24 protein-coding genes and 2 other annotated features are annotated in these 20,986 nt (G+C 36.6%); of the genes, 23 read left to right on the top strand and 1 reads right to left on the bottom strand.

The genetic code is table 11. From position 1 onward, the window contains the following. The first annotated feature begins 242 nt into the window (after positions 1–242). The 8 genes from D8M03_RS07450 (at position 243) to ispD (ending at position 9,139) form a co-directional block, all read left to right on the top strand. Positions 243–548 (top strand): DUF4870 domain-containing protein, encoded by a 306-nt coding sequence (locus tag D8M03_RS07450; RefSeq protein ID WP_121214155.1) that lies wholly within the window; start codon positions 243–245, stop codon positions 546–548. A 261-nt stretch (positions 549–809) separates the two neighbouring features. Then, positions 810–1,274 carry a CtsR family transcriptional regulator gene (locus D8M03_RS07455; protein WP_121214156.1) on the top strand — a complete coding sequence of 155 codons (465 nt, stop codon included), beginning with the start codon at positions 810–812 and terminating at the stop codon, positions 1,272–1,274. A 68-nt stretch (positions 1,275–1,342) separates the two neighbouring features. Further along, the gene (locus D8M03_RS07460) at positions 1,343–1,894 is read left to right on the top strand and encodes a UvrB/UvrC motif-containing protein (protein WP_121214157.1); all 552 of its coding nucleotides are present in this window, start codon (positions 1,343–1,345) and stop codon (positions 1,892–1,894) included. After that, positions 1,891–2,991 carry a protein-arginine kinase McsB gene (locus D8M03_RS07465; protein ID WP_121214158.1) on the top strand — a complete coding sequence of 367 codons (1,101 nt, stop codon included), beginning with the start codon at positions 1,891–1,893 and terminating at the stop codon, positions 2,989–2,991. Before D8M03_RS07460 ends, D8M03_RS07465 begins: the two co-directional genes overlap by 4 nt. Then, positions 2,981–5,422 (top strand): ATP-dependent Clp protease ATP-binding subunit, encoded by a 2,442-nt coding sequence (locus D8M03_RS07470; protein WP_121214159.1) that lies wholly within the window; start codon positions 2,981–2,983, stop codon positions 5,420–5,422. The genes D8M03_RS07465 and D8M03_RS07470 overlap by 11 nt, the downstream gene beginning before the upstream one ends. A gap of 326 nt (positions 5,423–5,748) precedes the next feature. Continuing rightward, on the top strand, positions 5,749–7,125 hold the full coding sequence (gene radA / locus D8M03_RS07475) for a DNA repair protein RadA (RefSeq protein ID WP_121214160.1): 1,377 nt from the start codon (positions 5,749–5,751) through the stop codon (positions 7,123–7,125). Positions 7,126–7,327: 202 nt separating this feature from the next. Next, positions 7,328–8,425: a PIN/TRAM domain-containing protein gene (locus D8M03_RS07480; RefSeq protein WP_121214161.1), complete on the top strand. Its 1,098-nt coding sequence runs from the start codon at positions 7,328–7,330 to the stop codon at positions 8,423–8,425. Between the two features lie 24 nt (positions 8,426–8,449). After that, a complete protein-coding gene (gene ispD / locus D8M03_RS07485) occupies positions 8,450–9,139 on the top strand; it encodes a 2-C-methyl-D-erythritol 4-phosphate cytidylyltransferase (protein WP_121214221.1) in 690 nt (229 codons plus the stop codon). A gap of 59 nt (positions 9,140–9,198) precedes the next feature. On the opposite strand, the gene D8M03_RS07490 is transcribed toward ispD, so the two are convergent. Then, entirely contained in the window at positions 9,199–9,945 is a 747-nt protein-coding gene (locus tag D8M03_RS07490) for an SDR family NAD(P)-dependent oxidoreductase (RefSeq protein WP_121214162.1), read from the bottom strand. A gap of 189 nt (positions 9,946–10,134) precedes the next feature. Between D8M03_RS07490 and ispF the strand changes: the two genes are divergently transcribed. The 15 genes from ispF to D8M03_RS07565 all read left to right on the top strand — a co-directional run bounded on the left by ispF (position 10,135) and on the right by D8M03_RS07565 (position 20,937). Next, positions 10,135–10,611 (top strand): 2-C-methyl-D-erythritol 2,4-cyclodiphosphate synthase, encoded by a 477-nt coding sequence (gene ispF / locus D8M03_RS07495; RefSeq protein ID WP_121214163.1) that lies wholly within the window; start codon positions 10,135–10,137, stop codon positions 10,609–10,611. A 135-nt stretch (positions 10,612–10,746) separates the two neighbouring features. Next, a complete protein-coding gene (gene gltX, locus D8M03_RS07500) occupies positions 10,747–12,207 on the top strand; it encodes a glutamate--tRNA ligase (protein ID WP_121214164.1) in 1,461 nt (486 codons plus the stop codon). A 76-nt stretch (positions 12,208–12,283) separates the two neighbouring features. Next, positions 12,284–12,504, top strand: a binding site (T-box leader). A 71-nt stretch (positions 12,505–12,575) separates the two neighbouring features. Then, positions 12,576–13,979, top strand: a complete 1,404-nt coding sequence (cysS, locus tag D8M03_RS07505) for a cysteine--tRNA ligase (RefSeq protein WP_121214165.1) — start codon at positions 12,576–12,578, stop codon at positions 13,977–13,979. A 2-nt stretch (positions 13,980–13,981) separates the two neighbouring features. Beyond that, positions 13,982–14,398, top strand: a complete 417-nt coding sequence (locus tag D8M03_RS07510; RefSeq protein WP_121214166.1) for a Mini-ribonuclease 3 — start codon at positions 13,982–13,984, stop codon at positions 14,396–14,398. A gap of 1 nt (position 14,399) precedes the next feature. Next, positions 14,400–15,152, top strand: coding sequence for a 23S rRNA (guanosine(2251)-2'-O)-methyltransferase RlmB (gene rlmB / locus D8M03_RS07515; protein WP_121214167.1), 753 nt, complete (start codon positions 14,400–14,402; stop codon positions 15,150–15,152). A gap of 2 nt (positions 15,153–15,154) precedes the next feature. Next, on the top strand, positions 15,155–15,667 hold the full coding sequence (locus tag D8M03_RS07520; protein ID WP_121214168.1) for an NYN domain-containing protein: 513 nt from the start codon (positions 15,155–15,157) through the stop codon (positions 15,665–15,667). Between the two features lie 74 nt (positions 15,668–15,741). Continuing rightward, positions 15,742–16,389, top strand: a complete 648-nt coding sequence (gene sigH / locus D8M03_RS07525) for an RNA polymerase sporulation sigma factor SigH (protein ID WP_121214169.1) — start codon at positions 15,742–15,744, stop codon at positions 16,387–16,389. 87 nt (positions 16,390–16,476) lie between these two features. Continuing rightward, on the top strand, positions 16,477–16,623 hold the full coding sequence (rpmG, locus tag D8M03_RS07530) for a 50S ribosomal protein L33 (RefSeq protein ID WP_121214170.1): 147 nt from the start codon (positions 16,477–16,479) through the stop codon (positions 16,621–16,623). 60 nt (positions 16,624–16,683) lie between these two features. Further along, positions 16,684–16,869: a preprotein translocase subunit SecE gene (gene secE / locus D8M03_RS07535; RefSeq protein ID WP_121214171.1), complete on the top strand. Its 186-nt coding sequence runs from the start codon at positions 16,684–16,686 to the stop codon at positions 16,867–16,869. A gap of 164 nt (positions 16,870–17,033) precedes the next feature. After that, the gene (gene nusG, locus D8M03_RS07540; RefSeq protein WP_121214172.1) at positions 17,034–17,570 is read left to right on the top strand and encodes a transcription termination/antitermination protein NusG; all 537 of its coding nucleotides are present in this window, start codon (positions 17,034–17,036) and stop codon (positions 17,568–17,570) included. 252 nt (positions 17,571–17,822) lie between these two features. After that, a complete protein-coding gene (gene rplK, locus D8M03_RS07545; RefSeq protein ID WP_141396955.1) occupies positions 17,823–18,248 on the top strand; it encodes a 50S ribosomal protein L11 in 426 nt (141 codons plus the stop codon). 122 nt (positions 18,249–18,370) lie between these two features. Then, positions 18,371–19,063 carry a 50S ribosomal protein L1 gene (rplA, locus tag D8M03_RS07550; RefSeq protein WP_121214173.1) on the top strand — a complete coding sequence of 231 codons (693 nt, stop codon included), beginning with the start codon at positions 18,371–18,373 and terminating at the stop codon, positions 19,061–19,063. A gap of 59 nt (positions 19,064–19,122) precedes the next feature. Then, positions 19,123–19,272 (top strand) — a sequence feature (ribosomal protein L10 leader region). A 33-nt stretch (positions 19,273–19,305) separates the two neighbouring features. Next, the gene (rplJ, locus tag D8M03_RS07555) at positions 19,306–19,809 is read left to right on the top strand and encodes a 50S ribosomal protein L10 (protein ID WP_121214174.1); all 504 of its coding nucleotides are present in this window, start codon (positions 19,306–19,308) and stop codon (positions 19,807–19,809) included. A gap of 77 nt (positions 19,810–19,886) precedes the next feature. Further along, on the top strand, positions 19,887–20,249 hold the full coding sequence (gene rplL / locus D8M03_RS07560) for a 50S ribosomal protein L7/L12 (RefSeq protein ID WP_121214175.1): 363 nt from the start codon (positions 19,887–19,889) through the stop codon (positions 20,247–20,249). A gap of 85 nt (positions 20,250–20,334) precedes the next feature. Then, positions 20,335–20,937, top strand: a complete 603-nt coding sequence (locus tag D8M03_RS07565; protein WP_121214176.1) for a class I SAM-dependent methyltransferase — start codon at positions 20,335–20,337, stop codon at positions 20,935–20,937. The last annotated feature ends 49 nt before the right edge of the window (positions 20,938–20,986 follow it).

A 20,986-nucleotide genomic window follows, 5' to 3' on the forward strand; every position in this document is an offset into this window, starting at 1 on the left:
ATCATATGTGGATTAAACCCCTGAACTATAGCTAACTTGATATCACTAGTAAATTTAGTCATAAAAAAACTACACCTCCAATTGTTAGATTGTGTCTAACAATTGGGGTGCAGTTCAGAATCCATGCTTTTTTTAAAATAACAATAATAAAATATGTTTAAAATTTTTTTGTATCAAATGAAACTAAAGTAGAAGTGAATCGTATATGTATTATACAAAAAGTGACGAAAGGCTGAAGCGTTATGGATAATAAATGGGCCAAAGTAATTGTACATGCAAGTGCTTTTTTTGCTCCGGTGTTAGTACCAATTTTATTTTTATTATTAAGTTCTGAGGAAGAAGTAAAACGGATTTCTATTCAAGCTTTACTATTCCAAGGTGTTATGTGGGTGTTAATTTTTATTTCATCCCTACTAAGCTTTGTATTAATCGGTATACCATTCTTAATTATCTTTGGTATTATGACAATCGTTGTACCAATCATTGGGATTGTAAATGCTCTTAATGAAACAAGTTGGAATTACCCAATTGTTGGACGATGGGTATAAGTTTTTTGGTAAAACATAGCAAATATAGGTTATTTACAGCAAAATAGGGGAATACTACATCGACATAGCTGGTTAATACAGCATGTCGATTTTTTTATACCTGTATTCCTCTCATATACATATATAAAGGAAAGAAACTTTATGAAACGTCAAATAAAATTAAAAATTATAGTGGGCGTTTTGATTGCATTTTGGTTTTCCTGTTTATATAATATAGTCAAAGATAGTCAAAGTCAGTATTAAGTGAGGTGAGGTATAAAAATGAGAAATATATCTGACATCATTGAAGGGTATTTAAAGCAAGTTATCGAATTAGGTGGTCAAGGACTTATTGAAATAAAACGAAGTGAACTGGCAGATAAGTTTCAATGTGTACCTTCACAAATAAATTATGTCATTAATACAAGATTTACGGCTGAACGAGGTTATTTAGTTGAAAGTAAACGCGGAGGCGGTGGCTATATTCGGATATTACGTGTAAAAACGAATTCGAAAATCGATTTACTTGAAGATATGATAAGTCAAATTGAAAAAGGTGCAACTCAATCGATGGCTGAAGATATTATTTATCGGCTAATCGATGAAGAGGTGATAACGAAACGGGAAGCAAAATTAATGTTAGCTGCTGTGGATAGGTCAACTCTTAGATTGCATTTGCCTGCGAGAGATGAACTGAGGTCGAACATTCTAAAAGCAATGTTAACGACTTTAAAATATGATAAGTAAAGTTAGTTAAATCTTCTCGACTCTTCAAGTTTTAAAAACAATATAATCTTAAAAAGAGGTGATTGGTCATGATTTGTGAGCACTGTCAAGAACGTCAGGCATCAGTCACGGTAACACAAGTAATTAATGGCCAAAAAAGTGAACGACATTATTGTGAAGTATGTGCGAAACAATTTCACCCTTTCAACATCGACTTTCATAAAGAAGATCAAATACCAATCCATCAACTAGTGGCCAATTTATTTGGTTTACCAGTTTGGAATAATACTCAAGAGAAAACTCAAACGACAACTCAGAAGGTATCCCAATGTCCGAAATGTGGTTTTACTTTCAGACACTTTTTGAATGAGGGTAAACTTGGATGTTCTCAATGTTATGAAACCTTTAGTAAACAACTTCCACAAGTTCTTACTAAAATTCAAGCAGGCACTAAGCATAGTGGTAAAGCACCTGGAAAACCATCGAATGATCATACTTGGATTAAAAAACAAATCGAGACTACTCGAGAGCAATTGCAAACTGCAATTATGGAGGAACGATTTGAAGATGCTGCAGAGCTGCGGGACGAAATAAAAGATTTGGAACGTAAGCTGGAACATGGGGGTGTTGATACACCATGAATCTAGAACATTTTCTAAAAAGTGAGGCGCCAGGATGGATGGATGGCAAAGGTCTTGATGGAGATATTGTTTTAAGTACTCGCATAAGATTAGCCAGAAATTTAGATGGCTACCGATTCCCATTAAGTTTTTCAGAACAAGAAGCAAAACAAGTAGATGAAGTGGTAACACAGGCACTATTAAACATAAATAAAGATAAGCGGATTTTTTCTCATTTTACTATACAGGAAATGCCCGCGTTACAAAGGCAAGTATTAGTTGAAAAACATTTAATTAGCCCATTACTTGCTAAGAAGGAAAAACATGCATCGGTTTTACTTTCGGAAGATGAAACAATGAGCGTAATGGTCAATGAAGAAGATCACTTACGTATTCAATGTATTTTACCGGGGCTTCAACTTTCAGAAACCTATACTTTAGCAAATCAACTCGATGGTCAATTAGAAAAGCATTTACCATATGCCTTTAATGAAAGTTTTGGTTATTTAACAAGTTGTCCTACAAATGTAGGAACGGGACTACGAGCTTCAGTAATGATGCACTTACCAGCTCTTACTATGTCCAAACAAATTAAAGCGGTGACGCAAATGTTAGCCCGATTTGGCATGGTTGTAAGAGGTATTTATGGTGAGGGTAGCGAAAATATAGGTAACATATATCAAATTTCCAATCAGGTTACTTTAGGGAAATCTGAAGAGGAGATTATCGAGGATTTACAAAACGTGGTCGTTCAAATCATTCAAAATGAAAGAGGAGCACGACAATCCTTACTTAAAAATTCTCGGATTGTGTTAGAAGATCGTTTCAACCGCTCATTAGGAACTCTGCGATATGCGAGGATAATGACGAGTGAAGAAGCGGCATCTTGTTTATCAAATGTTCGACTTGGTGTTGATTTGGGCATCATTAAAGATGTTCCATTGAATATATTGAATGAATGCATGATTTTAATTCAACCAGGTTTTGTGCAACAGTATGCAGGTACAACTTTACAACCAACTGAGCGCGACATCTTTAGAGCAAAATTATTACGCGAAAAACTCAATTTAAATAGTCAAAACTCATTGGAAAAAGGAGAGGAAAGATATGATGTTTAACCGATTTACTCAAAGAGCACAAAAAGTGTTGCAACTAGCTCAAGAAGAAGCGATTCGTTGGAAACACGAATCAATAGGTACAGAGCACATTTTACTTGGTTTGATTCGTGAAGGTGGCGGAATTGCTGCAAAAGCATTAGAAGCAATTGATGTAAGTCCGCAAATTATTGAATCTGGCATAGAGGAACTAGTGGGTAAAGGACAAAAAGATGTAGGTCCAATCGTGCATTATACACCAAGAGCAAAAAAAGTTATTGAATTGTCTGTTGATGAATCAAGAAAGCTTGGTCATGCATATATCGGAACAGAGCATATTTTACTTGCCCTTATCCGTGAAGGTGAAGGTGTAGCTGCTCGTGTATTAGCAAATGCAGGAGTAAGTTTAAATAAAGCACGTCAACAAGTGTTGTTATTGTTAGGTAATAACGATGCTGCTCAAAGTTCAGCAAATCCAACACAATCTGTTAATACACCAACTTTAGATGGATTAGCTCGTGACTTAACTGCAATTGCTCGTGAAGGTTCTCTTGATCCGGTAATCGGTCGTAGCAAAGAAATTACACGTGTTATCGAAGTGTTATCTCGTCGTACGAAAAACAACCCTGTATTAATTGGTGAACCAGGTGTTGGTAAAACGGCAATTGCTGAAGGCTTAGCACAACAAATCGTAAACAATGAAGTACCTGAAACATTACGTGATAAACGTGTAATGACTTTAGATATGGGTACAGTTGTTGCAGGAACTAAATACCGTGGTGAGTTTGAAGACCGTCTGAAAAAAGTTATGGATGAAATTCGCCAAGCAGGTAACGTTATTCTTTTCATTGACGAGCTTCACACATTAATTGGTGCTGGTGGTGCAGAAGGTGCAATTGATGCATCCAACATCTTAAAACCTTCATTAGCTCGTGGTGAATTACAATGTATCGGTGCAACTACCCTAGACGAATACCGTAAATACATTGAGAAAGACGCTGCCCTAGAGCGTCGTTTCCAACCAATTCAAGTAGATGAGCCTACTGTTGAAGAAACAATACAAATTATCAATGGATTGCGCGATCGCTATGAAGCACATCACCGAGTAAAAATTACGGATGAAGCGGTTGAAGCAGCTGCTAAATTATCAGACCGTTACATTTCAGATCGTTTCTTACCAGATAAAGCAATTGACTTAATTGATGAAGCGGGTTCAAAAGTACGCTTACGTTCATTCACGGTTCCACCAAACTTAAAAGCGTTAGAAGATAAATTAGAAGGTGTTCGTTCTGAGAAAAATGCCGCTGTATCTTCTCAAGAGTTTGAAAAAGCAGCAGCATTACGAGATACAGAACAAAAAATTAAAGATGAACTAGAACAAACAAAGAAAACTTGGAAAGAAAAACAAGGTAAAGAAGAATCGAAAGTAACAGTGGATGATATTGCACAAGTTGTTTCGATGTGGACTGGAATCCCTGTATCAAAAATTGCACAAGAAGAATCTGCAAAACTTCTTAACCTTGAAGAAGAGTTACACAAACGAGTGGTTGGTCAAGGTGAAGCAGTAGAAGCAATTTCTCGTGCAATCCGCCGCGCTCGTGCAGGCTTAAAAGATCCTAAACGTCCAATCGGTTCATTCATCTTCCTTGGTCCTACAGGTGTAGGTAAAACTGAGCTAGCTCGTGCCCTTGCAGAAGTAATGTTTGGCGATGAGGATGCGATGATCCGTATTGATATGTCAGAATATATGGAGAAACATTCGACTTCTCGTTTAGTTGGTTCACCTCCAGGATATGTTGGATTCGATGAAGGTGGTCAATTAACAGAAAAAGTTCGTCGTAAGCCATATTCAGTTGTGCTATTTGACGAAATTGAAAAAGCACATCCGGACGTATTCAATATTTTACTTCAAGTATTAGATGACGGTCGTTTAACTGACTCAAAAGGTCGAAAAGTAGACTTCCGTAACACGGTGGTTATTATGACATCTAACGTCGGTGCCGATGCATTGAAATACCGTAAGAGCCTAGGTTTCGGTACGGGCGATGATAAGAGCAAATATAAAGATATGAAAGGCACAATGCTAGAAGAATTGAAAAAAGCATTCCGTCCTGAATTCTTAAACCGTATTGATGATATGATTGTGTTCCACTCTTTAGAAAAAGAAGAGTTAAAACAAATTATCTCATTAATGGCTAACTCTTTAACTGCTCGCTTAAAAGAAAACCATATCGAGTTAGAATTAACAGATGCAGCATTAGAGAAAATCTCTGAAGAAGGCTATGATCCACAATATGGAGCACGTCCATTACGTCGTTCATTACAAAAACATGTGGAAGACCGCTTATCTGAAGAACTACTAAAAGGAACAGTTTCTCCAGGAGACCATGTGGTATTCGATTATGTTGATGGCGAGTTCGTAGTAAAATCTAAAAATGCTGTAGCTTCAAAATAACAAAATGTAACGGCATTCGTCATAAAATGATGTCCGAAGTAGTCGAAAAATGTTTCATGTGAAACATGTCAAAAAAGCGTGAAAATGTTAAATTAGACATTTTCACGCTTTTTCTCTTTGTTTTAACAGGCTAATAAGGTTTAGAGTATTTCCAAATTTTCATAATGACGGATTTTGATAGCGAGGATTGTTGAGTTTTATGTTTTAATGTTGATTTTAGGAACTCTCAGTCGTTTTAAGGGTTGAGGATATATTTCTTATCATGTGCTCTTTGGTATGTTCTCTTGTACAATAAATTTACTAGAAAGAATTTAAAGGAGAATTTCATGGCAAAGAAAAAAACAAAATTCTGTTGTAATTCTTGTGGATACGAATCGCCGAAATGGATGGGGCGCTGTCCAGGGTGTGGTGAATGGAATACGTTTGTAGAAGAAATAGAAGTGGTAACAAAAGGCCCTCGAGGTGCATTCCAGCATTCCAATAGTGTTAGTCAAAAAGCAACTCCTATTATTCATGTCGAAACACAAGAAGAGCCACGTGTTCTTACAGAAATGTCCGAACTAAATCGAGTATTAGGTGGGGGGATAGTGCCAGGTTCTCTCGTATTAATTGGAGGGGATCCGGGTATTGGAAAGTCCACATTGCTAATGCAAGTATCTGCATTACTCTCTAATAGAAATCATCGTGTATTGTACATATCTGGTGAAGAGTCGATGCGTCAAACGAAACTTCGTGCATCGCGACTTGGTGTGCAGTCACCCGAGTTATATATTTACTCTGAAACGAATTTAGAATTAATTCATAAAACGATTGAAGAAGTTGGACCGAAATTTGTTATTGTCGATTCAATTCAAACAATCCATCACCCTGAGGTAACTAGTGCACCTGGTAGTGTATCACAAGTAAGAGAGTGTACAGCAGAACTTATGCGAATAGCCAAAACAAAAGGTATTGCTATCTTTTTAGTAGGTCACGTTACGAAAGAAGGCCAAATCGCTGGACCTAGATTACTAGAACATATGGTTGATACCGTTCTTTATTTTGAAGGTGAACGTCATCATACGTACCGTATATTACGTAGTCAGAAAAATCGCTTTGGTTCCACAAATGAAATTGCCATCTTTGAGATGATTCATTCAGGATTAAAAGAAGTGTTAAATCCATCTGAGTTGTTTTTGGAGGAAAGGTCCCATGATGCAGCAGGCTCAACAATTGTAGCATCTATGGAAGGGACTCGACCGATTTTAGTTGAAATTCAATCATTAGTTACTCCGACCAGCTTTAATTATCCAAAACGAATGGCAACGGGTGTAGACCAAAACCGCGTACAATTATTAATGGCTGTACTAGAAAAACGAATGGGTATGCTGTTGCAAGCGCAAGATGCCTATATAAAAGTGGCGGGTGGAGTAAAATTAGACGAACCTGCTATCGATTTAGCTGTTTTAACGTCTATAGTATCGAGTTATAAAGATCAACCTGTAAAAGGGACAGATTGCTTTGTAGGTGAAGTTGGACTAACTGGAGAAGTACGCCGTGTTTCAAGAATTGAACAACGCGTTCAAGAAGCTGCAAGACTTGGATTTAAACGAATTTTTATTCCCGCATCAAACCTAGGTGGATGGGATTATCCAGAGGACATTCAAATCATCGGTTGTGAAACCATAAATGAAGCATTGAGAGCATGCTTTAACGATTTATAATATTTCATTTAGAGCTCATATAAACTTTTTATTATATGGGCATTTTTCTTTTTAATTATGGGTAAAAATAAAACATAAGTTGTTATATAGACTTATGTAAAATGGGGAGCTAGTACTGTTTATTAAATTATGGAGATGTAATTTAGGCAAACTAGTTTCGAACACTGTATAATTAACATAAGAAGGAAAAGGAGGTGGAAATATGCTAAAAAGAGTGATTCAAATTGCATTTTTATTTATCGGAGGAGCGTTAGGTTTTGTCTTTTTACCGCCATTATACGAATTTATTAATTTATCATCTAATCCATGGCTTAACAATCCATATGTTTCGGTAGCATTAGGTGCAATCTTATTATTCCTTTTATCATTTTCATTGTCGGACTATTTTGTGAAGTTGATTGTTTGGATGGAAGGCGTTTTAGTTAAAATTCCTGCAGCCGATCTAATCTTTGGTACACTTGGATTAATTATTGGTTTGATTCTTGCTTACTTAATAGGTTTTGCAGTAGAGCGTATTCAGATTCCAATTGTCTCTGAAGTTATCCCAATATTATTATCTATTATTCTTGGTTATCTCGGTTTCCGAGTAGGATTCACAAAACGAGATGAATTGATTCAAATGTTTACAAAATCCGGGCCAAATGCAAAAAAGAAAGGTACGGATGTAGGCATTATTCCTGCCAGTGAACCAAAACAATTATACAAATTGCTGGATACAAGTGTCATCATAGATGGACGAATTGCTGATATTTCGTCTACAGGTTTTATTGAGGGTGTTTTAGTTGTTCCACAGTTTGTCTTAACAGAACTTCAACATATCGCAGATTCATCCGACACCTTAAAAAGAACACGTGGACGAAGAGGCTTAGATATTTTGAAAAAACTTCAAGACGAACGTGCAACAACCGTTCAAATTTCTGAAGTTGATTTTGAAGACATCAATGAAGTAGATTTAAAATTAGTACGACTTGCAAAAAAGATGGACGCACAAATTTTAACGAATGATTTTAATTTGAATAAGGTGTGTGAATTGCATCATGTGCAAGTATTAAATATTAATGACTTAGCAAATGCTGTAAAACCTGTCGTTATACCCGGAGAAGACATGCAAGTTGTTGTGATTAAAGATGGAAAAGAACATAATCAAGGTGTCGCATATTTAGATGACGGTACAATGATTGTTGTAGAAGGTGGCCGATCGTTTATAGGTCAATCCATTACAGTTACAGTAACAAGCGTATTACAAACTTCTGCAGGTCGAATGATTTTTGCAAAACCAAAGGATGAACAGGTAGCTTAAGTGGTTGGAGTAGGATGTGACGATGTGCAATATGAAGTAGTATTGCCTGCAGCAGGAAGTGGAAAACGCATGGGTGCAGGTCAAAATAAATTGTTTTTATTGCTAGCAAATAAACCGATATTAATTCATACTCTTGAAGTATTTGAACAAGATGAAAATTGTACAGGAATTTGGTTAGCAGTAAAACCTGAAGAACGGGAATTTATTCAGCAATTATTAAGGGAATATCAAATTACAAAAGTAAAGGGTTTACCTGATGGAGGCGAGGAACGACAACATTCTGTTCACTCCTGTATCAAAGAGATGGAACAAGTAGAAATAGTCTTAGTTCATGATGCGGCAAGGCCTTTTATTACACAAAACATCATTGCTTCTCTTGTTAAGCGTGCAATTGAACAGGGTGCAGCTATTGCAGGGGTGAAAGCCAAAGACACGATGAAGAAAGTAAAGGATGGCATCATCGTTGAAACGGTGGACCGCGAAAGTTTATGGATGATTCAAACACCACAAGCATTTCGATATGACTTACTAGCAGAAGCAGAGGATGTAGCTGAAAAAGTTGGTTTTCTAGGTACAGATGAAGCTATGCTAGTTGAGCGACTTGGTTATCCCGTTCATATCGTAGAAGCAAGCTATGATAATTTAAAAATGACAACTAAAGAAGATTTAGTGTTGGGCGAAGCAATACTCAAAAAGCGCGGCATTAATAGTTAATGTTTTTAATTATTTCATTTAAAACACCCGAGTGGCAATGTTTGCCCTCGGGTGTTCTTTTATATTGCAGTATATCCACCATCTACTAATAGGTTGCAACCTGTTACAAATTCATTTTCGCATAAGAAGACAATTGCATGAGCAATTTCTTCTGGTTGACCAAGACGACCAACAGGATGGCGAGCAACTAATCCATCATAGAAATCACCTAAAGCTTCTTTGTTCACCATACCAGATTCTACATAACCAGGGCATACGGAATTGATTCGTATTCCTCTACCGGAATATTCTGCAGCTAATGATTTAGTCATAAGGTTTGCAGCCCCTTTTGAAGCGTTGTATGCAAATGCACCAGCTTCACCTACTGTTCCTAAAATTGAAGCTACGTTAACAATTGCACCACCATTACCGGCTTTCAAAAATTCTTGGATTGCATATTTACTGCCGTAGAAAATACTATCTTGGTTAACTTTAATGACACGTTGATAATCTTCATAGTCTAGTTCATGTGTAGAGGCTAATGCACCAATACCTGCATTGTTCACAATGATATCTACCTTGCCATAAGTATCAACAGCAAATTGAACAAGTGCTTGTACAGCAGATTCCTCTGCAACATTTGCTTCGAAAAATGTTACGTCTCCACCGTTTTCACGAATGGAAGCGACATGTTGCTTACCTGCTTCTGTATTAATATCTGAAAGAACCACTTTTGCACCCTTTGCTACAAATGCTTTTACAGTTGCTAATCCAATACCTGAAGATCCACCAGTAACGATAGCAACTTTATCTTTTAATTCGAACATTTATTCTCCCCCTGATATGTAATAATTTACCACAATTAATTACATACGATTTAAATAACGTAAATTCCTGCTTACAATCAAACATAATTGGAAATATGTTAATATATGTAGAGTAAAATTAAGTTAAATTATATGTAAAGGACGGTGAAGGCTGTTTGTGTCGCTGTAGACGATTACAACAGCTAGTATATGTTTCGAGTTGGACAAGGTTTTGACGTTCATGCATTTGCAGAAGGACGTCCTTTAATTTTAGGTGGCATTACTATTCCTCATGATCGTGGTCTCTTAGGGCACTCAGATGCTGACGTTTTATTACATACTGTAACTGATGCAGCACTTGGCGCAATTGGAGAAGGAGATATCGGTCACCATTTCCCAGATACAGACCCAGCGTTTAAGGATGCTGACAGTGCAAAATTATTGCAACACATTTGGAAAATTGTTGAGGAAAAGGGCTATGTTCTTGGAAATGTTGATTGTACGATTATGGCACAACGACCGAAATTAGCTTCTTACATTGAACCAATGCGTAATCGAATTGCAGAATTATTAAATGCAGAAGCATCTCAAGTGAATGTAAAAGCAACAACAACTGAAAAGCTTGGTTTTACTGGTCGTGAAGAAGGTATTGCTGCAATGGCAACAATCTTGTTAATTAAGAAATAAAAATAGACGGATAATTAGCTCTATTTGGTAAATAGTACACCAAGTCAGGAAACTAAGTATGCCAGCTTTTATTTCCATCAACAGAGTGGTAAAATTGACAAAGTGATTTTTTAACATATAGGAGGCACTTATATAATGACAAAAGAAGTTCGCGTTCGTTATGCGCCGTCACCAACAGGATTTTTACACATTGGTGGTGCTCGTACAGCGTTATTTAACTATTTATTTGCAAAACATCATAATGGGAAATTTATCGTACGTATTGAGGACACAGATATCGAGCGTAATGTTGAGGGCGGAGAAGCATCACAACTAGATAACTTACGTTGGTTAGGCATTACACCTGATGAGTCAATTGATATCGGTGGGCCATACGCACCATATCGCCAAATGGAACGTCTAGACATTTATAAAAAACATGCAGAAGAGCTTTTAGAACGCGGCATTGCTTATAAATGTTTCTGTACATCTGAGGAATTAGAAGCTTCTCGTGAAGAGCAACGTGCACGTGGCGTTGCTGCACCTACTTATAACGGTAAATGTCGTCATTTAACTCCAGAAGAGGTAGCTGCTAAAGAAGCGGAAGGTATTCCTTACACAATTCGTATGCGTGTACCTGAAAACACAACATATAATTTCACTGACCTTGTGCGCGGTGAAGTTACATTTGAATCAAAAGATATTGGAGATTGGGTACTTGTAAAAGCAAATGGTATCCCAACATATAACTATGCCGTAGTACTAGATGATCATTTCATGGATATTACACATGTTTTCCGTGGAGAAGAGCATTTGTCAAATACGCCTAAACAAATGATGATCTTTGATGCATTTGGTTGGGAATATCCACAATATGGTCATATGACATTAATCGTAAATGAAGATCATAAGAAATTATCAAAACGTGATGAATCAATTATTCAATTCGTTTCTCAATATAAAGATCTTGGGTATTTACCAGAAGCAATGTTTAACTTCTTTGCACTTTTAGGATGGTCTCCAGAGGGTGAAGAGGAGATCTTTACAAAAGAACAATTCATTGAAATTTTTGATGAAAAGCGTCTTTCGAAGTCACCATCTATGTTCGATAAAAATAAACTAACATGGATGAACAACCAATATATTAAAAAGCTTTCACTTGAACAAGTTGTGGAATTATCTTTACCACATTTACAAAAAGCAGGCTTACTTCCAGCAGAATTAAACGAAGAGCAACAAGCATGGGCTACAGCGTTAATTGGTCTTTACCATAATCAAATGAGCTATGGTGCGGAAATTGTTGAGTTATCAAGTTTATTCTTCACAGAGGAAATTGTATATGATGAAGAAGCGAAAGAAGTATTAGCTGGCGAACAAATTCCTGAAGTTATGACGTCATTTAAAGCTCAACTTGAAGCCCTTGAATCATTCGATCCAGCATCTATTAAAGCTGCGATTAAAGCTGTTCAAAAAGAAACTGGACACAAAGGGAAAAATTTATTTATGCCAATTCGTGTCGTAACAACTGGTCAAACTCATGGTCCAGAATTAGCAGATGCAATTGCATTAATTGGTAAAGAAAAAGCCATTGCTCGTATTGAGAAATACGTAAAATAACCGATTGTTATTAATTGACTTTTAAATAGCCTATTGTAAAATGAATTTAACTTTATTCGACTAGAGCGTAAGTATTTTTAAAGCGTTGAGAAGGAGAAGTACGTAAAATATGTTTTATAGAGAGGGTCATCATTGGCTGAAAATGACCTAAACCTCTATTTTACGGAAATGCACCTTTCGAGTACTGTGCTGAAAATTTGAGTAGGCAAGTCGATTCGTCCTCGTTAACGGACTGCAAGCGGAAGGCATAACTTTGCTTTCAATCAGAGTGGAACCGCGCTTTAATGCGTCTCTGTCATTTCATAGTGGAATGATAGAGACGTTTTTTATTTAAATAATTTATGGAATCTCAAAAGGAGAGAGTAAGTATGGCGATTCAAATTTTTAACTCTTTAACACGACAAAAGGAGCAGTTTATCCCTCTTGAAGAAGGGAAAGTAAAAATGTATGTATGTGGTCCAACAGTATACAACTTTATTCATATTGGGAATGCTCGTCCTGTTATTGTGTATGATACAGTGCGCCGTTATTTTCAATATAAAGGTTACGATGTGAAATATGTTTCGAACTTCACTGATGTAGATGACAAAATTATTAAAGCTGCTAATGAACTTGGCGAAGAAGTTTTTGAATTAACAGAGCGCTTTATTCACGCTTATTTTGAAGATATCACAGCACTGGGCTGTAAAAAAGCAGATGTTCATCCTCGAGTTACAAATCATATGGATGATATCATTGAATTTATAAAAGTTTTAGTGGAAAAAGGATTTGCTTACGAATCACAAGGGGACGTATATTATCGTACACGTAAATTTGATGGTTACGGCAAACTTTCTCATCAATCAATTGATGATCTAAAGGTTGGAGCTCGTATTGAAGCTGGTGAGAAAAAAGAAGATCCACTTGATTTTGCGTTATGGAAAGCAGCAAAACCAGGCGAGATTAAATGGGAAAGTCCATGGGGTGAAGGTCGTCCAGGATGGCATATTGAATGTTCGGTTATGGCTAGAGAACATTTAGGTGACACAATTGATATTCATGCGGGTGGTCAAGATTTGACTTTCCCACACCATGAAAATGAAATTGCTCAATCAGAAGCGTATACAGGAAAAACTTTTGCGAAATATTGGATGCATAATGGATACATTAATATCGATAATGAAAAAATGTCAAAATCCCTTGGCAATTTCGTGTTAGTAAATGATATCCGTAAGCAAATTGATCCACAAGTGTTACGTTTCTTTATGTTATCAGTACATTACCGTCATCCAATCAACTTTGCACAAGACTTAGTAGAGGCTGCTCGTGCTGGTTTAGAAAGACTTCGTACAGCTTATTCAAATGTGGAATATCGTTTAAATGCTGCAACGAATCTTACTGACAATGGTGAATCATATTTAGCGAAAATAGAAGAGGTTAAGAAATCCTTTGAAGAAGCAATGGATGATGACTTCAATACAGCAAACGCAATTTCTTCTCTATTCGAATTAGCTAAACTTGCTAACACATATTTAAACGAAACTAATACAGAAGAACGTGTATTAAATGCGTTCCTACAAACGTTCAATCAACTTGGAGATGTTTTAGGTATTCAGTTTAAAGTGGAGGCAGAATTATTAGACGAGGAAATTGAAGCTTTGATTGAAGAGCGTAATCAAGCTCGTAAAAATCGTGATTTTACACGTTCTGATGAAATTCGCGACCAACTATTAAGTATGAACATCATATTAGAAGATACACGCCAAGGTACACGTTGGAAACGAGGGTTATAAGAATGTCTCAACTTCGTATAGAAGATGTAAAGCAGTTAAATGCATTAGCTCTAGCTTATATGGGAGATGCTGTTCTTGAACAAAGAGTGAGAGAGCATCTCCTCCTAAATGGAAGAGCCAAACCAAATCGTCTTCATAAAGAAGCCACTAGTTATGTCTCTGCAAAAGCTCAATCGATGATCGTCCATAAAATGATGGATGAAAATTACTTAACTGAGGAAGAGGTAGCGGTTTTTAAAAGAGGGCGAAATGCTAAATCTGGTTCAATTCCAAAAAATACTGATGTTCAAACCTATCGAAATAGTTCGGGGTTTGAAGCGGTATTAGGAAGCCTATATTTAACGAAGCAATATACACGTGTTAACGAAATCATTGATTACGCAATAGAAATTGTTGAACAATCAAAGGGAGGATCATAACTTGAGTGAGCAACAAGGTGAAATGATTGCTGGAAAAAATCCGGTGCTTGAAGCTTTGCGTTCAGGTAGAGAAATTAATAAATTATGGATTGCTGAAGGTGTAAAAAAGACGGGAATTAATGAAGTTCTTGATTTAGCTCGTGAGCGTGGTGTGCTTGTTCAATTTGTCCCAAAGAAAAAAGTAGACCAATTATCTGATGCAAATCATCAAGGTATCGTTGCTTCTGTAGCAGCTTATAAATATGCGGAGCTAGAGGATTTATTTAATGCAGCGAAGGAAAAAAATGAGGATCCATTCTTTATTATTTTAGACGAGTTAGAAGATCCACATAATTTGGGTTCGATTATGCGTACAGCAGATGCAATTGGTGTACATGGCATTATTATTCCGAAACGTCGCGCGGTAGGGTTAACAGCTGTTGTCGCAAAAGCATCTACAGGGGCGATTGAACATGTTCCGGTAGTGCGAGTTACAAATTTAGCGCAAACTGTGGACGAACTAAAAGATCGTGGTGTATGGATTGCTGGAACAGATGCGAAAGGCTCAGTGGATTACAGAAAGATGGATGCTACTTTACCGTTAGCAGTCATTATCGGTAGTGAGGGTAGAGGGATGAGCCGATTGTTAAGAGATAAATGTGATTTCCTTTACCACTTACCAATGATTGGACATGTTACATCATTAAATGCCTCGGTTGCTGCAGCGCTTTTAATGTATGAAGTATATAGAAAACGTCAAGAAAAGAATGAATAAACATGCAAACCATTTTAATTGTTGACGGCTACAATATGATTGGAGCTTGGAAGGAATTACGTCCTTTAAAAGATACGAATTTCGAAGAAGCCCGTAATCGCTTGCTAGAACTCATGGCAGAATTTAAAGCTGCCATGGGGTGGCGAGTAATTGTTGTATTTGATGCTCACTTAGTTCCAGGTGTGCAACAGACTTATGTTCAAAATGGTGTAGAAATTATATATACTAGAAAAAACGAAACTGCTGATGAACAAATAGAAAAGTTAACAAATGAATTAAAGGGCAGAAAAATACAAATCTATGTAGCTACATCCGATATGACAGAGCAAAATGTAATATTTGGACAAGGTGCATTGCGAAAGTCAGCACGCGAATTAGAAATTGATATGCAAATTGTTAAGTCAAACATTGCACAAGAAGTTAAGGTGAAACACGAAGAAAAGCCTAAATCTAGAATTCAATTATCGAAAGAAGTTGAACTAGCTTTTGAGAAAATGAGACGGGGTTTGAAATAACTATTTGACCTATATTTTCCAATTCCGTTATACTGTTGCTATCATACAAATAGAACGTTACTGGGGTGAGAACGTTGCTAAGTAGTAATCAAACACAGGTGTTACAACGTTTTGAGGATTTTGCAGATGAACAACTGGTCGAACAAGTACATCAAGGTAATACAGAAGCGTTAGATTATTTAATAACGAAATATCGAATGTTTGTCAAAGCGAAAGCACGCTCTTACTTTTTAATTGGTGCAGATAAGGAAGATATTGTTCAAGAAGGAATGATAGGTTTATATAAAGCGATAAGAGATTTTAAGGGTGATAAACTATCTTCATTTCGTGCATTTGCGGAGCTGTGCATCACACGTCAAATCATTACCGCTATTAAAACAGCAACACGTCAAAAACATATACCGCTTAATTCCTATGTATCTCTTGATAAACCAATTTATGATGAAGAATCCGATCGCACATTAATGGATATCATTACAAGCTCTGAATCGGAAGACCCAGAATATTTAATGATTAATCGCGAGGAATACTCTCATTTAGAGGAGAAAATTGGAGAAATATTAAGTGAACTAGAACAACAAGTGCTTGCTTTATATTTGGATGGACAATCTTATAATGAAATTTCAGAGGAACTTAACCGTCATGTCAAATCGATTGATAATGCCCTTCAACGTGTAAAACGTAAACTTGAACGTCATCTGGCATTTGGAGAAATAAGTTAATCTCGTATATATTAAGCTTGTTGACATCATCTTCTTTAGGTGTTAGTCTTTAGAAGATAAAAAGCCGAAATAGGTGAATTTTCATATATGTCTAAAAAAATTGTTTTATGCTGTGAAAAATGTGGATCCCGAAACTATTCGGTTCCTGCTAGAGCAAATGAAACTAGTCGTCTTGAATTGAAAAAGTTTTGTTCCCATTGTAACGAACACACAGTGCATAAGCAAACTAGATAATTTTACTAATAGTTTTAGTTGGAACATAGAATAGATGATTTGTTCGGAGGTTAAGCTATAATGGGCAAGATTAAAGGGTTTCTGTCAAACGTAATGTCAGAAATGAGAAAGACAAGCTGGCCAAAAAGTAAAGAACTAACAAAATATACTGTAGTTGTTGTAACGACAGTTATATTTATGGCAATATTTTTTGTGCTAGTTGACTTAGGCATTTCAGAACTATTCCGTTTATACTTGGATTCGTAATTAAGAAATGTTAATACTTTTTGAAAATAGCCCGTCTTTTACTCTACGGGTTTTTTTCATTTGTTTATTTTTATTAATTTGTGATAATCGTATTATTAAATTCATTTTCGCCAGCGCACAAGTGATTAGTGAGGAGGGACGGACGTTATTAGTCCGGTGACAATATGGAGAAGAGATGGTATGTAGTTCATACTTATTCAGGGTATGAAAACCGCGTTAAAGCAAATCTTGAAAAACGTGTTGAAACAATGGGAATGCAAGATAACATTTTCCGTGTTATTGTTCCAGAACATGAAGAAACAGATTTAAAAGATGGAAAAAAACGTACAGTAATGCGCAAAGTATTTCCAGGTTATGTTTTAGTGGAAATGATTTTAACAGATGAATCTTGGTACGTTGTTCGAAATACACCTGGTGTAACAGGATTTATTGGATCTTCTGGTGGTGGAGCAAAGCCTACTCCATTATTACCTGAGGAAGTTGAACGTTTATTACGTCAAATGGGTATCGATAAAAAAGCTGTTGGTGAGTTAGATATTACAGTTGGAGAAGTGGTTGAAGTATTAGATGGACCATTTGCTCATTTCCAAGGTAAAGTTGAAGAAGTAGACGCTGATAAAGGTAAAGTAAAAGTTATTGTAGATATGTTTGGTCGTGAAACAAAAATGGAATTGGATTTTGAACAAATCCAAAAAATTTAGTTCTAAACCATGTTAAAACTCTATTGGTAATAGGGATAATAGAGACGGAAAATACCCGTAAGTATATTTGATTGATATTTATACTTGCGCAACTAAATTAAAAGTGGTATCATTTCCTAGGTCAGACTGTCAAAAGATAGTTTGTCTTATATTAATTAATTTTTTAATGTTATCAGCAATTAGCTGACAGACAGATATTGAGTGGGAGGGGCAACCCAATTACCACATCACGGACTTAAGGAGGTGTGTCTCGTGGCTAAAAAAGTTATTAAAATTGTAAAACTTCAAATCCCTGCTGGTAAAGCTAACCCAGCACCACCAGTTGGTCCTGCACTAGGTCAAGCCGGTGTTAACATCATGGGATTCTGTAAAGAGTTCAACGCTCGTACTGCTGATCAAGCTGGTTTAATCATTCCAGTTGAAATCACAGTTTTCGAAGACCGTTCATTTACTTTCATTACAAAAACTCCACCTGCAGCAGTGTTACTTAAAGTAGCAGCAGGTATCCAATCTGGATCAGGTGAACCAAACCGTAAAAAAGTTGCAACGGTTAAACGTGATAAAGTTCGCGAAATCGCTGAACAAAAAATGCCAGACCTAAACGCTGCATCAGTTGAAGCGGCTATGGCGATGGTTGAAGGTACAGCACGAAGCATGGGTATTGTTATCGAAGACTAATTCCCATTTTACTTGATGATGAAGGCTTTTGTTTTTGGAGGTTGCGGTATGTTCCTAGGGACTCGCAACCTCTATTCGTGGGAGGAATATCCGCTATAACCACAATCAAGGAGGAAATTATAATGGCTAAAAAAGGTAAAAAGCTGCAAGAGGCAGCAAAATTAGTAGACCGTTCAAAAGTATATACAGCTGAAGAAGCAATCGCTTTAGCGAAAAAAACAAGCACAGTTAACTTCGATGCTACAGTTGAAGTTGCTTTCAGACTTGGTATTGACACTCGTAAAAACGACCAACAAATCCGTGGTGCAGTAGTACTTCCAAACGGTACTGGTAAAACTCAACGCGTGTTAGTATTCGCAAAAGGTGAAAAACTTAAAGAAGCAGAAGCTGCAGGCGCAGACTATGTTGGTGATGCAGAGTACATCAACAAAATCCAACAAGGTTGGTTCGAATTTGATGTAATCGTTGCTACTCCAGACATGATGGGTGAAGTTGGTAAACTTGGTCGTGTATTAGGACCTAAAGGTTTAATGCCAAACCCTAAAACTGGTACTGTAACTTTCGATGTAACTAAAGCTATCGAAGAAATCAAAGCTGGTAAAGTAGAATACCGTGCTGATAAAGCTGGTATCATCCACGCTCCTATCGGTAAAGTTTCTTTCGAAGACGAAAAATTAGTTGAAAACTTCAAAGCAGTATTTGAAGTTGTTCAAAAAGCTAAACCAGCAGCTGCTAAAGGTACTTACATGAAATCAGTTAACGTTACAACTACAATGGGACCATCAGTGAAAATTGATGTTGCTAGCGTTAAATAATAAATATATAATATAAAACTGTTGACAACGTCATATATCCTTGATATGATGTATGACGTTGTGAATATCCATTTGTACCGTAGACAGTAGGGGTGCTAATTATAGTACTTAATTATCCTACCGAGGACATCGAAATCGGATTCTTATTAGATGATGAATTTTCCAGCCTCTAGTCTACTTTTATGGCTAGAGGCTTTTCTTTTGTCGGTATAAATGACCCATTCTATCAGGAGGTGTCAAACATGAGCGTTAGTGCAATTGAAACTAAAAAAGTTCAAGTACAAGAAATCGCTGAGAAATTCCAATCTGCTGCTTCTGTAGTAGTTGTGGATTACCGTGGTTTAACTGTTGCTCAAGTTACAGAACTTCGTAAACAACTACGTGAAGCTGGTGTTGAGTTCAAAGTATACAAAAACACTTTAACTCGCCGTGCTGCAGAAATTGCTGGCGTAGAAGGAATTAACGAATTCTTAACTGGTCCAAATGCTGTTGCGTTCTCAAAAGAAGACGTAGTAGCTCCAGCGAAAGTTATCAACGAGTTCGCTAAAAAGAACGAAGCGCTTGAAATTAAAGCTGGTATCATTGAAGGTAACGTATCTTCTGCTAATGATGTTAAAGCACTTGCAGAACTTCCATCACGCGAAGGTTTACTATCAATGCTTTTATCAGTACTTCAAGCTCCAGTGCGCAACTTCGCACTTGCAACAAAAGCTGTTGCAGAACAAAAAGAAGAACAAGGTGCGTAATTACAAGCCTGACTTCAAAACACAAATTGGCCGTATAGCCTAAAATAAAACTAACATCCATATAGGAGGAAAATAAAATGAACAAAGAGCAAATCTTAGAAGCTATCAAAGCTATGACAGTTCTTGAATTAAACGATTTAGTAAAAGCAATCGAAGAAGAGTTTGGTGTAACAGCTGCTGCTCCTGTAGCAGTAGTAGGTGGCGCTGGTGCAGCTGCTGCTGAAGAAAAAACTGAATTTGACGTAGTACTAGCATCTGCTGGTGACCAAAAAATCAAAGTTATCAAAGTAGTACGTGAACTTACTGGTCTTGGCTTAAAAGAAGCTAAAGAAGTAGTAGACAACGCTCCAAAACCACTTAAAGAAGGCGTTTCTAAAGAAGAAGCAGAAGAAATTAAAGCTAAACTTGAAGAAGTTGGCGCTTCAGTAGAAGTTAAATAATTTCTTTCTTACCTTATTTTCAATAAATAAAGAAAGCTCGTCTATTTTGACGGGCTTTCTTCATTTCTTTGAGGAGGGCACGTAGATGTCTGAACATTATTATTCAAAGAAGCCTCAAACTGAAAGTAAACCACGCCAATGGAAATTTACATTACGAGGGTATTCGTTTTTATTTGAAACGGATACAGGAGTGTTTAGTAAAAGCGAAGTAGATTTTGGATCCCGTGTGTTAATAGAAACTTTTGAGTTGCCTGATTTAAATGGTGCAATACTGGATGTTGGTTGCGGATATGGACCAATTGGTTTATCAATTGCTAAAGACAACCCAGAACGTACTGTTTATATGATGGATATTAATGAGCGTGCAGTTTCATTAGCGAAAAAGAATGCTCAATTAAACGGAATTCAAAATGTACGAATTTTTGAAAGTGATGGGTTAGCTGAAGTAGAGAATGATTTACAAGTCGCTGCAATTTTAACAAATCCGCCAATCCGAGCAGGAAAAGATACTGTTTTTAAGATTTATGATGGTGCTTATGAGAAATTAGCACAAGGTGGAGAATTGTGGGTTGTAATTCAAAAGAAACAAGGGGCGCCATCATCGGTAGTTCATTTAGAAGAAAAATTTGCAGAAGTTGAAGTAGTTGAGAAGAAAAAGGGATATTGGATTATACGTGCCAAAAAATAATGGAATGTATAAATTATTGACTTGACAAATCGGCTATGATAACATAATA

This window comes from Ureibacillus endophyticus, assembly GCF_003628435.1.
GTDB classification, from domain to species: Bacteria; Bacillota; Bacilli; order Bacillales_A; family Planococcaceae; genus Ureibacillus; species Ureibacillus endophyticus.

What these genes read in the sequence shown, in the direction of transcription:
- D8M03_RS07450 (WP_121214155.1), top strand. Translation starts at nt 243, where the DNA reads ATGGATAATAAATGGGCCAAAGTAATTGTACATGCAAGTGCTTTTTTT.
- D8M03_RS07455 (WP_121214156.1), top strand. Translation starts at nt 810, where the DNA reads ATGAGAAATATATCTGACATCATTGAAGGGTATTTAAAGCAAGTTATC.
- D8M03_RS07460 (WP_121214157.1), top strand. Translation starts at nt 1,343, where the DNA reads ATGATTTGTGAGCACTGTCAAGAACGTCAGGCATCAGTCACGGTAACA.
- D8M03_RS07465 (WP_121214158.1), top strand. Translation starts at nt 1,891, where the DNA reads ATGAATCTAGAACATTTTCTAAAAAGTGAGGCGCCAGGATGGATGGAT.
- D8M03_RS07470 (WP_121214159.1), top strand. Translation starts at nt 2,981, where the DNA reads ATGATGTTTAACCGATTTACTCAAAGAGCACAAAAAGTGTTGCAACTA.
- radA (WP_121214160.1), top strand. Translation starts at nt 5,749, where the DNA reads ATGGCAAAGAAAAAAACAAAATTCTGTTGTAATTCTTGTGGATACGAA.
- D8M03_RS07480 (WP_121214161.1), top strand. Translation starts at nt 7,328, where the DNA reads ATGCTAAAAAGAGTGATTCAAATTGCATTTTTATTTATCGGAGGAGCG.
- D8M03_RS07490 (WP_121214162.1), bottom strand. Translation starts at nt 9,945, where the DNA reads ATGTTCGAATTAAAAGATAAAGTTGCTATCGTTACTGGTGGATCTTCA.
- ispF (WP_121214163.1), top strand. Translation starts at nt 10,135, where the DNA reads ATGTTTCGAGTTGGACAAGGTTTTGACGTTCATGCATTTGCAGAAGGA.
- gltX (WP_121214164.1), top strand. Translation starts at nt 10,747, where the DNA reads ATGACAAAAGAAGTTCGCGTTCGTTATGCGCCGTCACCAACAGGATTT.
- cysS (WP_121214165.1), top strand. Translation starts at nt 12,576, where the DNA reads ATGGCGATTCAAATTTTTAACTCTTTAACACGACAAAAGGAGCAGTTT.
- D8M03_RS07510 (WP_121214166.1), top strand. Translation starts at nt 13,982, where the DNA reads ATGTCTCAACTTCGTATAGAAGATGTAAAGCAGTTAAATGCATTAGCT.
- D8M03_RS07520 (WP_121214168.1), top strand. Translation starts at nt 15,155, where the DNA reads ATGCAAACCATTTTAATTGTTGACGGCTACAATATGATTGGAGCTTGG.
- rpmG (WP_121214170.1), top strand. Translation starts at nt 16,477, where the DNA reads ATGTCTAAAAAAATTGTTTTATGCTGTGAAAAATGTGGATCCCGAAAC.
- secE (WP_121214171.1), top strand. Translation starts at nt 16,684, where the DNA reads ATGGGCAAGATTAAAGGGTTTCTGTCAAACGTAATGTCAGAAATGAGA.
- nusG (WP_121214172.1), top strand. Translation starts at nt 17,034, where the DNA reads ATGGAGAAGAGATGGTATGTAGTTCATACTTATTCAGGGTATGAAAAC.
- rplA (WP_121214173.1), top strand. Translation starts at nt 18,371, where the DNA reads ATGGCTAAAAAAGGTAAAAAGCTGCAAGAGGCAGCAAAATTAGTAGAC.
- rplJ (WP_121214174.1), top strand. Translation starts at nt 19,306, where the DNA reads ATGAGCGTTAGTGCAATTGAAACTAAAAAAGTTCAAGTACAAGAAATC.
- rplL (WP_121214175.1), top strand. Translation starts at nt 19,887, where the DNA reads ATGAACAAAGAGCAAATCTTAGAAGCTATCAAAGCTATGACAGTTCTT.
- D8M03_RS07565 (WP_121214176.1), top strand. Translation starts at nt 20,335, where the DNA reads ATGTCTGAACATTATTATTCAAAGAAGCCTCAAACTGAAAGTAAACCA.